Here is a 14776-nt window from a genome sequence, read left to right as displayed (position 1 = left end):
CCCGGCCGGCGGGTCTCCGCCGGCCGGGCAGGCGCACTACTCGCCCCGCGATCCGGCGGACCGGCCGCCTACCGAGGGCCTTGGTAGGGGCCAAGTTGACGGCGCTGGCTGCTGAGCGGGCTACCCGACCGCCAGGCGCCGGGCCTTTCGGGACAGTTACGCATGGAGGTGGCCGAGCGGTTCGCCAGAGGTCACAACGCGGCCGTTGTCGCCCGTGGCCTGCGCGTCACCGTCCGCTCGGTGCAGCGAGGGCGAAAGACGTGGGGTGAGGGAGCCCGCCGACTCTGGCCCCGACGGGCCCTGCCTCGCTGCCCATGAGGCATGCGCATGATCGGGGCGGGTGCTGGCCGCTTTCCGCAGCCAGGGGTTGGCGTCCCCTGGTTGCCTCTGTCGGGGGTCGGGATACTGACCGGGTGAACCTGTCTGAACTCGGAGCCTTCCTGCAATCCCGGCGGGCGAGGATCATCCCCGTGGAGGTCGGACTGCCCGCCGGGCCGCGGCGCCGGGTGCCTGGTCTGCGCCGCGAAGAGGTCGCCCAGCTGGCCGGCGCGTCGGTGGACTACTACATCGAGCTGGAACGCGGTCGCGGCCCGCAGCCGTCGACGCAGATGCTGGCCGCCCTGGCCCGTGCGTTGCGGCTCGGCAGCGACGAGCGGGACCACCTGTTCCGTCTCGCGGACCGTCCCGCACCGACGGCGCACGGCACCGCGGCGCACGTGCCACCGGCCATGCTGGCGCTGCTCGACCGGCTCGACGCCACCCCGGCGCTGATCCTCACCGATCTGCACGAGACCCTGGTGCAGAACCGGCTCGCCGCGGCGCTGCTGGGCCCGCCCGTGCATGCAGAGGGGCATGCGGCGAGCCTGGTGTACCGCTGGTTCACCGACCCCGGCAGCCGGTCGCTCTATCCCGAGGAGGACCACCCGCACCATTCCCGGGTCCTGGTGTCCGATCTGCGGGCCGCCGTGGCACGCCGGGGCCACGACCCGCGGTCCATGGACATGGTCGCCCGACTGCGCCGGGCCAGCGTGGAGTTCGTCGCCCTGTGGGATACCGGAGATGTCGCCGTACGCCGCGGCGAGCGCAAACGCATCCTCCATCGCGAGCTGGGCGTCGTCGACATCAACTGCCAGAACCTGTTCAGTGAGGACGGCCGGCAGCGTCTGCAGTTCTTCACCGCCCCGGCGGGCAGCCCGGCCGTCGAGCAGCTGCGCCTGCTCGCCGCCCTCGGCCCCCGAAAACTCGCCGACGACCAGGCCACCGTGCGGTAAGCAACCCTATCCGTGGCGCGCCACCGCGCCACACCGCCGCTCTCCGGCCGGCCCGTTCACTCCGCGGCCCACCGGCCGCTGCACAACACCTGCAGACCGCCCGAGGTGTCCAGCACGCCACTTGTGGTGACTACCAGTAACTGACATGTGGCGAAACGTAATTACCAATCGTTCGGAGACAATCATGCGTGTCATCACCCAGCGCACCGTCGGCGACCCGACCGTGTTGGAACTCGTCGAGGCCGCCCGCCCGAAACCGGGCCATGGGCAGGTGTTGATCAAGACAGGGGCGATCGGCGTCAATCCGGTTGACGCTCATGTGCGCTCCGGTGCCCTGCCGATGCTCGGCGATGCGCCGTTCACCGTCGGCTGGGACATCGCCGGCACCGTGGAGACCGCCGGGCCCGGCGTGTCCGCCTTCGTTCCCGGTGACGAGGTCCTGGGCATGCTGGCACTTCCGGGAGCGGGCAACACCTATGCCGACTACGTCCTCGCCTCGGTCAACGAGATCGTCCACAAGCCCACCGATCTCACCGTCGAGCAGGCGGCGGGCCTGCCGATGGCCGGGCTGACCGCCTGGCAGAGCCTGGTCGGTCTCGCGCATGTCCAGCCCGGTCAGCGGGTGCTGGTGCACCGCGCCGCCGGCGGGGTCGGCCACCTCGCCGTGCAGATCGCCAAGACCCGCGGCGCCCATGTGATCGCCACAGCGAGCGCGGGCAAGCACGACCTACTGCGCCGCCTGGGGGCGGACGAGCCGGTCGACTACCGTACCCGGGACTTCACCGAGGCCGGTCCGGCCGACGTGGTGTTCGACCTGGTCGGAGGCGAGGACGGCGCACGCTGCGCCCGCATCGTCGCCCCCGGCGGCATGCTGGTCAGCGCCTCTCCCCAGGACACCGGCGTCACCCCGGAACTGATCACCGAACTCGGCATCCGGCACGCGGTCACCTTCGTACATCCGTCCGCACCCGACCTGGCCCGCCTGGCGGCTCTCGTCGCAGCCGGACGGCTCACCGTCCACGTCGACCAGGTGCTGCCGCTGGCCGAGGTGGTCAAGGCACACGAGATCGTCGCTGCGGGCGCAGTCACCGGCAAGATCGTCCTGGTGCCCTGATGACCGCCTCAACCGGCCGTCCGGGTCTGGAAGGAGCCGCCATGAAACGGCGGACCGTGCTCTTCCTGGGTGCCGCCCTGGCGGCGGCCTCGACCGGGCGGGCGCAGGCGCACCCGGGCCACCCGGCGCCGCTCAGCGCAGTGCCGGTGGCGGCCGAGCCGCCCTACGGCACGGGATGGCGGCCGCTGGCCCCGATCGCGGGCGGACCCCGGCAGGAACACGGGGTCGCCGCAGTCGGCGCCAACGTCTACGTCATCGGCGGCATCATCACCGACCCGGCCGGCGATTTCGCCACCACCGGCCGGGTGGAGGTCTACGACGCCCGGCGTGACACCTGGTCGAACGCGGCGCCGCTGCCCGTGGCGATGAACCACCCCAACGTGGCGACTGTCGGCGCCAAGGTCTACGTCCTCGGCGGGCTGTCCGGCGGAGCCTCGTGGCAGGCCCTGCGCGACAGCTTCGTCTACGACCCGCGTGCCGACCGGTGGACACGGCTGCCGTCGATGCCCGCAGGCATCGCGCGGGGCAGCGCCGCGATGGGCGTGCACGGACCGAGGATCTACCTCGCGGGCGGCATGCGCACCTTGGTGCCGAGCCCCGGCGGCCTCCAGGACACCGTGGACACGGTGTCGTCGTACGACGTCGTAACCGGCCGGTGGGAGGCGCTGCCGAGCCTGCCGCAAGCCCGCGACCACGTCGGTGGAGCCGTCGTCGGCACGACGCTCTACGTGCTCGGCGGCCGGGACCGGGGGCAGGTCAACGTGCGGGACACCGTCTACGCCCTCGACCTGCGCTCCCTCCGGTGGTTCGTGCGTGCCTCGATGCCGACCGCCCGCGGTGGCATCGCCACCGCGGCCGTGGGCACGAAGATCTACACGTTCGGCGGCGAGGGAAAACACGACGGCAGCGGCCCGCACGCCGTCTTCGCCGAGACCGAGGTGTACGACACCGTCCACGACCGCTGGCGGCGACTTGCCCCGATGCCGGTGCCCCGCCACGGTACAGCCGCCGTCGCCGTAGGCGGCACGATCCACATCCCCGGCGGCGGCGTCGCGGGCGGTGGCAGCCCGGTGGACGCCAATGACGCCTACCGGCCCGTTCAGCAGGGAACCTGTGGCCCCCCTGCCGGTGATCGGGGAGTCGGTTGTGCTCTACAGCCGACTGTGTGAACAGGCGTTGCAGTGTCCGGAGATGGTGACAGCGCTGTCGCGGGCCGACGATTCTCCTTCCGCCGCCCCGCTCGCCTCCCGCATCGTGGTCACGACAACCGAGCACCACAGGGCACGGGCATCCGCCGCCGGACCCTTTCCATGAACCCTTCCACGACCGCATGAAATGGGGATACGCCACCATGGCTTCCACCCTCCGCACCAGGTCCTTACTCGTCGCCGCCGCGTTCCTCGCCGGCACCGCGCTGCTGACCGCCTGTCAGGACGACGCCACGGGCGCCGACTCGTCGTCGAAGACTGATGCTCCCGCGGCGTCGGCGGAGGCGGCAGCGAAGTCCGGGGCGAAGAAGCCCAAGGGGGTCAGCGGGACCTTCAAGGGCGGCACGGTGGAATACCTCGCCCCCGGCAAACACATCGTCAAGACAGCCGGCAAGGAACAGCAGTTCTTCGTCGCCGAGGACACCAGGATCTACGGCGCTGGCACCATCTGCGGCGAGTACAACCCCGCCGCCGACACGCCCTGCACGGCCGACGACCTGGACAAGGTGCTGAAGAGCGGATCCATCGCCGCGGACGTGGTGATGAAGGACGGCGTCGCCACCACGGTCACCGAGCGCCCGGCACCGGATGAGGGTGGCCCGGCCGAGGACGAGGAAGACAACGGCCGGGACTCGGTCCTCGACGGCATCAACAAGGGCAAGGGCGTTTCCGGCACCTGGTTCGGCACCGTGACCTACCTGGCGCCGGGCAAGTACACGGTGTCGGACCTGAAGGGCACCGAGCAGCAATTCCTCGTCGCCACCGACACCGAGATCTGGGGTTGGGGCGACATCTGCGGCGACGCCCACGGCGGCGAGGGCGGGCAGGGCGGCACCGCGTGCACCGAGGACGAACTGGAGGCGGCCGCCAAGGCAGGCGGTGTGTCCGCGAAGGTCGTCGTGGTCAACGGCATCGCCACCACCATCACGGACGACCACTGACCCGGATTCCACCCCCGGAGGACGCCGCGCTGCCCGCACGCACCAAACGGACGACGCGCGGGCATACTTCTGCCAGCACACGGAGCGACAGGGGGCTTGATGTCGGGGGAACATGTGCCGCTCGGCGGTCAGCGCGTGGACGAGTTGGTGACCAGGTGGGTGAACACGACGCCGTCGGCCGAGGCGATCGTGTGCGGCGTCGAACGGATTACCTACGGGCAACTGGGCCGTCTCGTGGATGCCGAGGCCGACCGCCTGCAATCCGTGGGCCTGGAGGCCGGCGCACTGGCCGCTGTCGTGCTGGACAACCCCGTCGCCGCTCTGGCCGCGATGCTGGGCGTCCTCAGGGCCGGAGGCGCCTACCTGCCGCTCGACCCGGCCCTGCCCAGGGAGGAACTGCACCGCGTCCTGGCGGACGTCGATCCCTACGTCGTGCTCACCCGCGAGCTGTACCGGGTGGCGGTCGGCGACCGGCCGCACCGGCGGGTGGTGTGCGTCGACACCGAAGCGGGGCCGACCGACGAGGGCGGGACACAGCCGCACGCGCACGACGCACAGGACGCGCCACCCGTCCGTGGCGCCACCGCATGTGTGCTGCTCACGGCCGGGACGACGGGGCCGCCCAAACTCGTCCCGGTCAGCCACCACGACCTCGCCATGGCGCGAAGCGCCTGGCAGCAGGTCTTCGGCTTCGACGACCGCGACCGTCACCTGCACACGGCCCCGCCCGAGTCAGCGGAGTTCACGGCGAACTGGGTGCGTGCCCTCGGCTCAGGAGGCACCCTGGTCCTCCCCGACGGCGACGAACCCCATGACCCCGGCGCCCGGGGAGCGGCTCTGCGGCGGCTCATAGCCGACGAGGAGGCGACCGTGCTGGCCTGCGGTGTGCCGACCGTGCGGCTGCTGACAGTCCAGGAGCCGCCCCAAAGGACGCGGCTGCGCCTGGTGACGGTCACGGGCGACGTCTGGTACCTCGACGAACAGCGTGCCCTGAAGAAGGCGCTCGGCGACGACGTGCGTGTGGTCAACGCCTACACCGTTACGGAGGCGTTCGGCTCCGGCACCTACTTCGAGCTGCCGGAGCGACATCTGCCGTCGGAGCACGGGAGCGAACCGGTCTCGCTGATCGGCGTCCCGCTGCCCGACACCTACCTCACCGTCCGCGGGCCCGTTCCCGGCGCGCGGGGCCCCATCGTCCTGAACGGCGTCCACACCGGCGACGACGGACGTGTCCGGGAGGACGGCCTGCTGGAGTTCCTGGGCCGACAGGGCACGTACGCCTCCGCCGAACGCGCGCTGCACGGCCACCCGGACGTACGCGCGGGCCTGGTGGCCGAGGTCGAGACCACGGACCCCCGAGACATCAAGGTCGTGGCCTACGCGGTCTCCGTCGAGGGCCGCCGAGTGGACCCGGTGGACGTCCACCGACACGTGTGCGTCGCCCTGCCCGGTGACGCGCAGCCGCACGCGGTGGTGCCTGTCCCGTCGCTGCCCCGCACCCGGGCCGACAAGGTGGACCGCAAGAACCTCCCCCTGCCGGTCGACGCCGGCACGGCCCTCAGCAGCAAGGGAGGGATCGTGCGCGGCCCTGCGTCGCCGGAGCGGGCGACAGGGTGCATGTCCGTCGGCGTCCTGGTCCTGGCCGCGTTCTTCGCGCTGCTGGCATGGTTGTTCACCGATCTCCTGTGGCCGAACTCGACGGACGTCTCAGCGGTGCCCAGTCCCCACGCGGAGTACTTCCGCGTCCTGTACTTCTGCGAGAACGTCTCTTTCGGCGCGGGCATGGCCTTCCTGCTGGTGGGGCGGCCGGGCATGACACGGGCCGGGCACACGGGCTGGTTCACCACGGTGGCGCACCTGTCCGCGGTCTGGCTCTTGGTGGCGTGGTGGCCGCAGGACAACTTCTACCGGCTCACCGCCAAGACGGACTGGCCGGCACAGGCCGCCCTCGTCTACACGTTCAACGTGTCGCTCATGATCGCCGCAGCCGTGGTCGCCTCGTTCGCCGCCGTGACGCCCAAGTGGCGGCGGCAGCTGGGCCGGTGAACGAGCCGCTCAGCGCGCCGTTACCGAACCGGACCAGCGCCTCGGCCTCGTCGAGCGCCTGGCGCGAACGTGCGGCGAGGGCGACCCCCACGTACGGCACGGGTTCCAGGCTCGCCGTGGGGATGGTGATGAGCAGGACGGCGCCCAGGGCTCTGCACCGGCGGGCCAGGCCGTCGCAGTGCTCGAGCAGGGCGGGAGCGGGCAGCCGCGCGCCCAGGGGCAGGCAGTCCAGGGTGCGCACCAGGTGACGGCCTCCCCGCACGCTGTCCAGGCGGGTCTGGAGCACGAAGGCGACGGCGGGGCCGGTGAGCCGCAGATTGATCTCGGTGGGCGCCGCCCGTCCGGCCGTGTCGGTGACGAAGTCCACGTCGTACCAGCCCTGGTAGCCCTCCGCCGACAGCGCCTGCCCCACGGCAGTACCGAACGCGGTCGCGGTCTCGGTCAGTTCCGCGGGCAGGACCCCCGGGCCGACGGTGACCCCCCGGTAGGCCGTTCCGGTGACCTCCATCAGGCCCGTGCCGACGACGTGGACGGTCCCGTCCTCGGCTATCACCCCGTCGAACGTCGGGTTGCGGTACAGGTCGGCGCCGGGCACGAACTCCTCCACCAGCAGTCCCTCGCCGAAGAGCCGTCGCGTGACAGCCCGCGTGCCGCCACCCGACAGCACGTCCTCGGGAGTGAGGACGAAGGTGGCCGAACCACCGACGCCGTACTCGCCTTTCACCACGCTCGTCATCCCGGCCGACGCCCGTGCTGACAGCGCCCGCGCCAGCTCGCGTCGTGAGCGGACCGGCTCCTGGGCGGGAACACGGATGCCGGGGTGAGCGGCGGCGAGTGTGCAAAAGAGCCGGTGGGAGGCGGCCTTCGACTCGTGGCCGAGCCGGGGAGGCGGCCCCGAGGTGAGCCGTTCGGACGCCTCGGTGCGTCCCCAGGGCAGCACGGGGAGACCGGAGTTCCTGATCCGCCGCGTCAGCGCCGGCTGGCCCAGAAGGGCCTGAGTCAGGGCGCCGCCAGGGGCGTCGACGCAGTGCACCTCCACCTCGTCCCACTCCAGCAGCCGGGCCAGGCCGCGCATCCAGGCCGCTTCGACAGGCAGCGGGAGGACCACCAGGGCGGGATGCGGGCCTGCGAAGGCCGAGAGGCAGGCGTAGTGCGGGGCGCCCTCCGTGGGTGCGACGCCGGGGAACTGTGCGTGGAACTCAGCGACATTGCCGAGGTGGACAGACCGCCGACCACCCGTCCACGCCCGCACCCATGAGGGATCCGCCCCGGACGTCCACGCCTCCATCCTGACCAGTTGTCCGGAGGACGGCGAGGCGCCGGCGCGCCGCGCGCCCATCGCGACGTAGAAGGGAACGGCGTGCGAGTCGGCGGTGATGGTCACCCGGTCGCAGCCGAGCCGCCCGGCCTCCGTGAGCACGTGCCGGTAGAGCAGCCGGCCCACTCCCCGGCCGATCGACATCGGATCGACGAAGAGCATGCCCAGCTCCGCGCGGGGCGGCTCCCCGTCCAACGTGGCCACCCCCAGGATCCGGCCGCCCGCCTCGGCCACCCTCACCCTGCGGTCGGCCATATCTCCCGGCGCCAGCCGGAGATCGTCCGCACAGCCCGCCAGATACGCCTCGTCGTACCCCCAGTGAGCCTTGGAACGCAACGCGAGCGCGCTCAGCGCAGCGGCCTCCTGTGGCAGTCCCGCCCGGATACGAACCCCTTTGGTGGTCATGAGGGGATTGTTCCAGCGTGACGACTACGCGGCGGCCGAAAACCCGCTGATCGCCGCCGACGACATGGCGGCCTACCACCACGGTGGCCTCTACCAGGTGCAACTCGCCCTTGCCCTGGACCCCCTCACGCTGGCCCGCCACTGCCTGGACCTGTTCGAAACCGGCCGGTGGTTCACCCCGCGTCGGCCGCTTCGGCCAGGTCAACGTCCGCGGCAACGCTCTACCGGTGCCGGTGCTGTTCATCGGCCGCCCGCTGAGGATGCTGCTGCACGCCAACAACCTGATCGTCTTCGACGGCCGCACGCACGGTCACGAAGCCTGAACGGCTCTTCGACGAGTACGCGATCGTCCCGACCGACCCTCGGCGGCCGTCCGTCGCCTGAACCTTGCAGGCACATCCCGCACCGGCGCAGGCGGAGCCCCGCCGCGCGGTCCACGACATGGAGCAGCCGTCGCCGCGCACGGCGGACCGCCGTTCACCCGCAGAGCGGCGTCGCGGCGTCGCCCGCCGGCTCCTCCCAGAGACGGAGCAGGAAAAGGACGGGATGGGGATGTCCTCGTACGGGGTAGGCGAGCGGGACGACGCGGGGCGGTCCAGCGCGCTGCTTGAGGGAGGGTCAACGTATGCAATTCGACGACGATGCTGCTCTGGACACGTCCGAGGTCGCGGACGGGCTGGGAGGCGCGCTGGGCGGGATCCCGGGCGGCGGCAAGACCGTCGGCGGGGGGCTGGTCGGGCTCGTGGTGCTGGTCGCGTCCGTGCTCTTGGGTGTCGACCCCGGCATATTCGGCTCGGGCAGCAGCGACACGTCCTCGTCCGGCAAGTCAGCCGCGGATCTCGCGGCGGACTGCCGGACCGGTGCCGACGCCAACCGCAAGGAGGAGTGCCGGATCGTCGCCGTGGTCAACAGCGTGCAGGCATTCTGGAAGCAGACGGAGACAGCCGTCGGCAAGCCGTACCAGCAGGCCCCGACGTTCCTGTTCACCGGCAGCGTGAACACCGGCTGAGGGAACGCGACTTCCGACGTCGGCCCGTTCTACTGCTCAGCCGATGACAAGGTCTATCTCGACCTCGACTTCTTCAACGACCTGAGCAGCAAGTTCGGCGCCAAGGGCGGCCCGTTCGCCGAGGCCTACGTCATCGCGCACGAATACGGCCATCACTTCCAGGACCTCAGCGGAACGATCTCCCGCGGCAGCGGAAAGGGCCAGAACAGCGGCTCGGTGAAACTCGAGTTGCAGGCGGACTGCTACGCCGGAGTGTGGGCCCACCACGCCACCACCACCCCCGACCCCAAGAGCGGTACGCCACTGATCACCGACTTGACGAAGGACGACATCAACCGCGGGCTGGACGCGGCCGCCGCCGTCGGAGACGACCGTATCCAGCAGCGCTACCAGGGCAGGGTCGCACCCGACACCTGGACGCACGGCTCCGCGCGCCAGCGCCAGCAATGGTTCTCCACCGGCTACCGCTCCGGCCGCGTCTCCAGCTGCGACACGTTCAGCTGACCACGCCGGCAACCACGACACGACGCCCGGCTGTGGACCGCCGCTGTTGGGCAGATCGCGCATTGTGCTGTGCCGCGGTCGGTGGTTGACAGCCGACACCAAGTGGGAGTGCTGCCTCGACAGGCTGACTGCTTCCAAGACCGTGCCGACGCCGCGCAGCTAGTGACCTGAGTCAGACATTCTCGCCACATCGGCGGGCATTAGCCGGATGCTGTGCGGCCGCCAGGTCCGGCCCGGCCTGCTGGAGTCCGGCCGGGCCACGCCAGGCAGCTCGCGAGAATTACCCGGCACTCTCCGACTCAGGTCACTACTGTGGTAGTGCTTCGTTAGGTTGCGGGCTGTCTGTGGGTTCTTCGTCGAGTGCTGGGTAGCGGCACCCCTGACTCTGCACGGGTATCCGTCGGATGTTCGGGCACACGAGACGTCATGCACGGACAACATGCGCGTCCCACCAGCAGCACTCTCCTCGGCCAGGCCTCCACAGACGAGACATCGCCGCCCGGTCACAACGGCGCCAAGCACTCACGCCGAGGCCGGCGCACCGGCCGCCTGCGCCGCCGCGTCCTCGCCTACCGGGCTATCGATTTCCTGTCCACGCACATCCCGGATGACCCCGGACCGGGCGACGAATGCCTGCTTCTCGTGCACACCCGCCAGGTCGTCGGCCAGGTCCGTTACCGGATCTGCACTGACTGCGCCCAGGGCGTCATCACCGCCGTCGTCATCGACGAGCGCTTCCACAGCACCGGCCTGGGCACCCGTGCGCTGTCACACCTACGGTCCCGCCATCCGGGACTGACCTGGCACAGCACGCTGCGCAAGCGCACCACCCGTGATCTCCTGCGCCGGATGCGCATTCCCACAACCACTTCTGCCACGCCCTGCCCCCACGTTCACCAGACGCTCTCTGTCCCGGCCGGCCCGATACTCGCCGGCGGCTGACCCCAGCGCTCAGCGGTCACAGCGCACCGGTGGAGAGGGCACCCCCTCATCCCGAGACCGCTTTAGAAGCCCTAACAGAGGCTGTTGCTCATGGGACTGCTGGCTTGTCTGTTCGTTGGTCTTGTCGTGGGGGAGAGGGAGTCGCGGCCGTGGATCGTCTGGGGACGAAGTTTGGTCGCTCGTCGAGCCGTTGTTGCCCAAGCCGGGTCCGAATCTGGTCGAGGGACGACCTGACCGCCAAGCCTTGTGCGGGATCCTGTTCGTCCTGCACACCGGTATCCAGTACATCACTCCGCCGCGCGGCAGAGTTGGCATGGGTGAGCGGTGGCAGGGCATCCGAGGTGAACGGGATGGGCTGACCGCGGTTTCGCTGCCGCCCGTCGACGTCGAGAGCCTCTTAGGGGTGAATAGGTGAAGGGCTTCCGCAGCTTTATATTGCGCGGCAACGTGGTCGACCTGGCCGTCGGCATCGTCATCGGGGCAGCGTTCACCGCCGTGGTGAACGGCTTCGTCAGAGCTTTCCTGACACCACTCGTCGGGCTGGCCACCGGCGCCACCGGCGACATGAGCCGCAAGACCTTCACCCTCGGCGCCACCGATTTCCCCTACGGCGCCTTCGTCAACGCGGCGATCAGCTTCCTCCTCCTCGCCAGCGCCCTGTACTTCCTGGTCGTGCTCCCGATCAACAAGCTCCACGAACGCCTCGCCCCGCACCAAGACGTCCAGGCCCCCAAACGGGACTGCCCGGAATGCCTCAGCCCCGTACCCGCCCAGGCCCGACGCTGCGCCTCCTGCACCGTCTCCCTGCCCGCCGTACCCGCTCAGGCCGGGGAGACAACCCAGCGCGCCGGGTGATCCGACCTCCACTCATTCATCGGCGACACTCGACAGCCTCAGCGCTCAGCGCTCGGCCGGTTGCTCTCGGAAGAACTTCGCCCGGTTCGAGGCCCGCGAACGGCTCTCCGGCCCGCTCCACCCGGACCTGGAACGCACGGTACGCACCAACTTCGACCTCGGGGACTACGAGACGGCGTGCTTCCCCTCGATGAAGGCGGTCGAGGTCGCCGTCCGCGACGCCTCCGGACTCGACAACTCACTGGTCGGAGTGGAGCTGATGCGGGAAGCGTTCCGGCCGCACCGGCCGCACGAGAACGGCAAGACCGGCGGCGCGCTCCCCAACTCGCAAGCCGAGGGCGGGGAACAGGCCGCCACCGTTCACCCTGTTCGCCGGCGCGATGTTCGCCTACAAGAACCCCGCCAGCCACCGCACCGTCGACTCCGACGATCCGATTGCGGAACTCGCGAAGAAGCGCGCCGCCGACCTGGGGGTGAGCATCAGGGACTACCTCGCGCGACTGGTGCAGGACGATGTCAGCGGACCGCGTGCCCGAGCGGTGGGGGCGGCCGCCCGCTTCCTGGTCGACCACCAGGCGGTCTTCGATGAGGCCGAAGAGGCCCAGCAGGCACACCGGCGAGCGCGCGCGGCCTGATGGACCCGCGCATCGACGTTCCGTGGATCCTGCAGGTCACCGAGGCTGCCGGGGCGGACGACCCGGCCCCGAGGACTACGGTGTCCCGGTCTCGGCGGTCGCCCGCCATCGGGCCGAGCTGTTTGAGCACCCCGTCTACGACGGCCCTTATGCCAAGGCCGCCGCCCTGGTGCACACCCTGGGCCGTTGCCGCTGGCTGGAGCGCGCCAACATGGCCGTCGCCGCGGCGTCCGGCGTCATGTACCTCGAAGCAGCCGGGATATCCGTCAAGCCCGTCCTTGAGGACGCCGTCGCCCTCAAGGCCCTGCTCCTCGATCCCGCCTGCACCGCCGGGATGATCGCCGCGCTGCTGCAGACCTGGCCCACTGCCACCCGCGGCCCGCAGGCCCGCCCGGGCCCGGTGCTCAACCGCGCGCAGGCCGGTGAGCCCCGAACTGCTGCGCCCCCCCCAGCGCCCGACCACCTGCAGCCCAGGCTGGCGGGGAGATCAGACCAGCTGGCGCAGCCACCGAAGATCAGGCCGACGGCGCCGGCTCCGCTGCCATAGCGGCGCGTGCAGGGCGCTGGAGATCAGGGCGCTGCGACGGCAGCGGTTCCATGCGCAGATGTGCCCGAGGCGGCCGGGTCCCTGCGCGGCGGAGCGGTTGGTCCCGTTCATGGTGGCGCTTTCTCCTGAATGCTGCATGTGACTCAGGTGGGGCGGGCGAACTGGAACCTTCGTCCCTGCCGGGTTTTTCGTCTGCGCGGGGTCAACACGGGTGTGGTGAGTTGCTGGATGCGGTCGGGCGGACAACGCGGAGGACGCGCTCAGCCTGTGACGCTCCCGATCCGGTCGAGCGGGCCTCACCGCGGGACCCGCTCGGCACGGCCCCGCCGGTCACCGTCCGGCACACGGCCCCGGCCGTCGGTGGGACTTCGTTAGCCTGTTCGCCGACCCTTGACGATCTCTCCGCCGCGGCGGCGGCGACTTCCGCGACCTGCACAAATGATCGCGTACGGGTGATCGGTACCGCTGCCCGGGCGACGCAGATGCCATCCGTCATGTTGCGGAGGTGACGGACCGTCGGTTGCCTCATCAGTGACGTACAACGAGACGCCGTACAGGCCGGCCGGACGCTCTTTCACAGGAGGATTGCTTTGGGCAACACACGTATTGGCATCGGTATCGGCTTGGTGGTCGGTGCCCTGGCCTTGCAGATTCCGGTCGCCGCCGCCGCGGACGGCTCCGGTCTCGACATCAGGTCGTGGGGCGCCTCGCCCGGATCCAAGGTCACGGTCTCCACCGGGGCCTGCGGCGACGGTGTGACCTACGGCAAGGGCGAGTCCGAGGTGGCAGGGAAGTTCCACCTCTTCGAAGGCGAGAGCAAGGGTGTGCTGACCGGCGAGTTCACGTTGCCGGAGGGGACCTTGCCAGACACCGACACCATCACCGTCAAGTGCCCACCGCGCACCAAGATCACGGAGTCGTACGAGCTCGGGAAGCGCCAGCCCGACGGGGCCGTCGAGGCCGGATTCGGAAGCCCCCGGGACTCGGCCCCGCAGCTCGCCCTGGGCGGAGCACTGGTCGCCGCGGCTGCCGCCGGGTGGACGGTGAGGGTGCGTCACCGTTCGAGTGCGAACCGCACCTGACCGCCCTCTCTCCCCGCCTCACGGCCCCCCGAGCGCCCTGCGCCCCGGAGACCGCGAGGCGGGGACACCCACCTCACGGCACGCAAGAGGCACCACCGCGATGACATCCAGGCACGACGACAGCGCTTCCCCGCCCCCGTGCATCCCGTCGGTCAGGCTTCTGATCTGGACCCTGGTGGTGGGTACGGTGCTGATGACCGGCGCGCTGCACGACGGACAGCCGCCGCAGCCCTCGGCGGGCCAGGCCTTCTCCGCCCCTGCGGCCCCGGCGGCCCCGGCGGCCGGCCGCACCGCCGCGGCCGACTCCGCCGTGCAGCCGCTGCGGCCATCCGAACCCCTGCGGATCCGGATTCCCGCCATCGAGGTCGACGCCCCCCTTACGAGGCTGAGCCTGGACCCGGCGGGGGCGCTACGCCCCCCGCCCGCCGACGAGCCCGACCTCGCCGGCTGGTACGGCGGGGGTACGACGCCCGGCTCCGTCGGCACGGCGATCACCGCGGGGCACGTGGACCTGCGGACCGGCAGGCCCGGCGTCTTCTACGGCCTCGGCGCCCTGGCCAAGGGCAACACGATCGAGATCGACCGGGAGGACCGGCGCACGGCCGTCTTCACCGTCGACGCCGTGGAGGTCTACGCCAAGGACAGCTTCCCGAGCGAGAAGGTCTACGGCGACTCCGAGCGGGCCGAGCTGCGGGCGATCACCTGTGGGGGCGGTTACGCCGAGCACACCGGATACCAGGGCAACGTCGTGGTCTACGCGACGCTCACCGCGGTGGAATAACACCCTGAGAGGCCGACGGTGCGATGTGCCGGTTTGGTGACGGTGGGTGGGTGCCAGTGACGGCGCGTCAGAAACAGGTCATGTCCCTCGATCCCGACCAGGGCTCCCGATGCATCTG

Annotated in this window: 12 protein-coding genes and 4 pseudogenes; 14 read left to right on the top strand and 2 right to left on the bottom strand. The window is 70.8% G+C overall.

What is annotated here, in order from left to right:
• The first annotated feature begins 413 nt into the window (after window positions 1-413).
• From ACFZDI_RS11930 to ACFZDI_RS11910, 5 genes are all read left to right on the top strand, one after another.
• The gene (locus tag ACFZDI_RS11930; RefSeq protein WP_391249777.1) at window positions 414-1271 is read left to right on the top strand and encodes a helix-turn-helix domain-containing protein; all 858 of its coding nucleotides are present in this window, start codon (window positions 414-416) and stop codon (window positions 1269-1271) included.
• A gap of 184 nt (window positions 1272-1455) precedes the next feature.
• Window positions 1456-2385, top strand: a complete 930-nt coding sequence (locus tag ACFZDI_RS11925) for an NADP-dependent oxidoreductase (RefSeq protein WP_234849689.1) — start codon at window positions 1456-1458, stop codon at window positions 2383-2385.
• A gap of 41 nt (window positions 2386-2426) precedes the next feature.
• Window positions 2427-3554: a kelch repeat-containing protein gene (locus ACFZDI_RS11920; RefSeq protein ID WP_391249774.1), complete on the top strand. Its 1128-nt coding sequence runs from the start codon at window positions 2427-2429 to the stop codon at window positions 3552-3554.
• Between the two features lie 182 nt (window positions 3555-3736).
• A complete protein-coding gene (locus ACFZDI_RS11915) occupies window positions 3737-4534 on the top strand; it encodes a hypothetical protein (RefSeq protein WP_391249772.1) in 798 nt (265 codons plus the stop codon).
• 99 nt (window positions 4535-4633) lie between these two features.
• The gene (locus ACFZDI_RS11910) at window positions 4634-6580 is read left to right on the top strand and encodes an AMP-binding protein (protein ID WP_391249770.1); all 1947 of its coding nucleotides are present in this window, start codon (window positions 4634-4636) and stop codon (window positions 6578-6580) included.
• On the opposite strand, the gene ACFZDI_RS11905 is transcribed toward ACFZDI_RS11910, so the two are convergent.
• Window positions 6507-8303 carry a GNAT family N-acetyltransferase gene (locus ACFZDI_RS11905; protein ID WP_391249768.1) on the bottom strand — a complete coding sequence of 599 codons (1797 nt, stop codon included), beginning with the start codon at window positions 8301-8303 and terminating at the stop codon, window positions 6507-6509. The two genes, ACFZDI_RS11910 and ACFZDI_RS11905, sit on opposite strands and share 74 nt — an antisense overlap.
• A gap of 110 nt (window positions 8304-8413) precedes the next feature.
• Here ACFZDI_RS11905 and ACFZDI_RS11900 point away from each other — a divergent pair, with 110 nt between their 5' ends.
• The gene (locus ACFZDI_RS11900; RefSeq protein WP_391251152.1) at window positions 8414-8626 is read left to right on the top strand and encodes a hypothetical protein; all 213 of its coding nucleotides are present in this window, start codon (window positions 8414-8416) and stop codon (window positions 8624-8626) included.
• 302 nt (window positions 8627-8928) lie between these two features.
• A pseudogene (locus ACFZDI_RS11895) lies at window positions 8929-9816 on the top strand (neutral zinc metallopeptidase).
• A gap of 522 nt (window positions 9817-10338) precedes the next feature.
• Here the strand turns inward: ACFZDI_RS11895 and ACFZDI_RS11890 are convergent.
• Window positions 10339-10557: a hypothetical protein gene (locus tag ACFZDI_RS11890; protein ID WP_391249766.1), complete on the bottom strand. Its 219-nt coding sequence runs from the start codon at window positions 10555-10557 to the stop codon at window positions 10339-10341.
• Window positions 10558-10879: 322 nt separating this feature from the next.
• Between ACFZDI_RS11890 and ACFZDI_RS11885 the strand changes: the two are divergent.
• From ACFZDI_RS11885 to ACFZDI_RS11855, 7 genes and pseudogenes are all read left to right on the top strand, one after another.
• A pseudogene (locus ACFZDI_RS11885) lies at window positions 10880-11044 on the top strand (transposase); the annotation flags it as partial.
• A gap of 125 nt (window positions 11045-11169) precedes the next feature.
• Window positions 11170-11613: a large conductance mechanosensitive channel protein MscL gene (mscL, locus tag ACFZDI_RS11880; protein ID WP_391249764.1), complete on the top strand. Its 444-nt coding sequence runs from the start codon at window positions 11170-11172 to the stop codon at window positions 11611-11613.
• A gap of 127 nt (window positions 11614-11740) precedes the next feature.
• A pseudogene (locus ACFZDI_RS11875) lies at window positions 11741-11911 on the top strand (TIGR02391 family protein); the annotation flags it as partial.
• An 82-nt stretch (window positions 11912-11993) separates the two neighbouring features.
• Window positions 11994-12248, top strand: a complete 255-nt coding sequence (locus ACFZDI_RS11870; RefSeq protein WP_391249762.1) for a hypothetical protein — start codon at window positions 11994-11996, stop codon at window positions 12246-12248.
• Window positions 12248-12621 (top strand): annotated as a pseudogene (locus ACFZDI_RS11865) (hypothetical protein); the annotation flags it as partial. The gene ACFZDI_RS11870 and the pseudogene ACFZDI_RS11865, both read left to right, overlap by 1 nt.
• A 764-nt stretch (window positions 12622-13385) precedes the next feature.
• Entirely contained in the window at window positions 13386-13877 is a 492-nt protein-coding gene (locus ACFZDI_RS11860; RefSeq protein WP_391249760.1) for a sortase, read from the top strand.
• Between the two features lie 193 nt (window positions 13878-14070).
• Window positions 14071-14658 (top strand): class F sortase, encoded by a 588-nt coding sequence (locus ACFZDI_RS11855; RefSeq protein ID WP_391251075.1) that lies wholly within the window; start codon window positions 14071-14073, stop codon window positions 14656-14658.
• Window positions 14659-14776 lie beyond the last annotated feature (118 nt).

It is taken from the genome of Streptomyces sp. NPDC007907 (genome assembly GCF_042959365.1).
In the GTDB taxonomy this organism is placed as follows: Bacteria; Actinomycetota; Actinomycetes; order Streptomycetales; family Streptomycetaceae; genus Streptomyces; species Streptomyces indiaensis.
This window is presented reverse-complemented; position numbering and strand designations above follow the sequence as displayed.

Bases quoted from the DNA above. Each gene is read 5' to 3' on its own strand.
- ACFZDI_RS11920 (WP_391249774.1), top strand. From the start codon at position 2,427: ATGAAACGGCGGACCGTGCTCTTCCTGGGTGCCGCCCTGGCGGCGGCC.
- ACFZDI_RS11870 (WP_391249762.1), top strand. From the start codon at position 11,994: ATGTTCGCCTACAAGAACCCCGCCAGCCACCGCACCGTCGACTCCGAC.
- ACFZDI_RS11925 (WP_234849689.1), top strand. From the start codon at position 1,456: ATGCGTGTCATCACCCAGCGCACCGTCGGCGACCCGACCGTGTTGGAA.
- ACFZDI_RS11915 (WP_391249772.1), top strand. From the start codon at position 3,737: ATGGCTTCCACCCTCCGCACCAGGTCCTTACTCGTCGCCGCCGCGTTC.
- ACFZDI_RS11905 (WP_391249768.1), bottom strand. From the start codon at position 8,303: ATGACCACCAAAGGGGTTCGTATCCGGGCGGGACTGCCACAGGAGGCC.
- ACFZDI_RS11855 (WP_391251075.1), top strand. From the start codon at position 14,071: ATGACCGGCGCGCTGCACGACGGACAGCCGCCGCAGCCCTCGGCGGGC.
- ACFZDI_RS11910 (WP_391249770.1), top strand. From the start codon at position 4,634: ATGTCGGGGGAACATGTGCCGCTCGGCGGTCAGCGCGTGGACGAGTTG.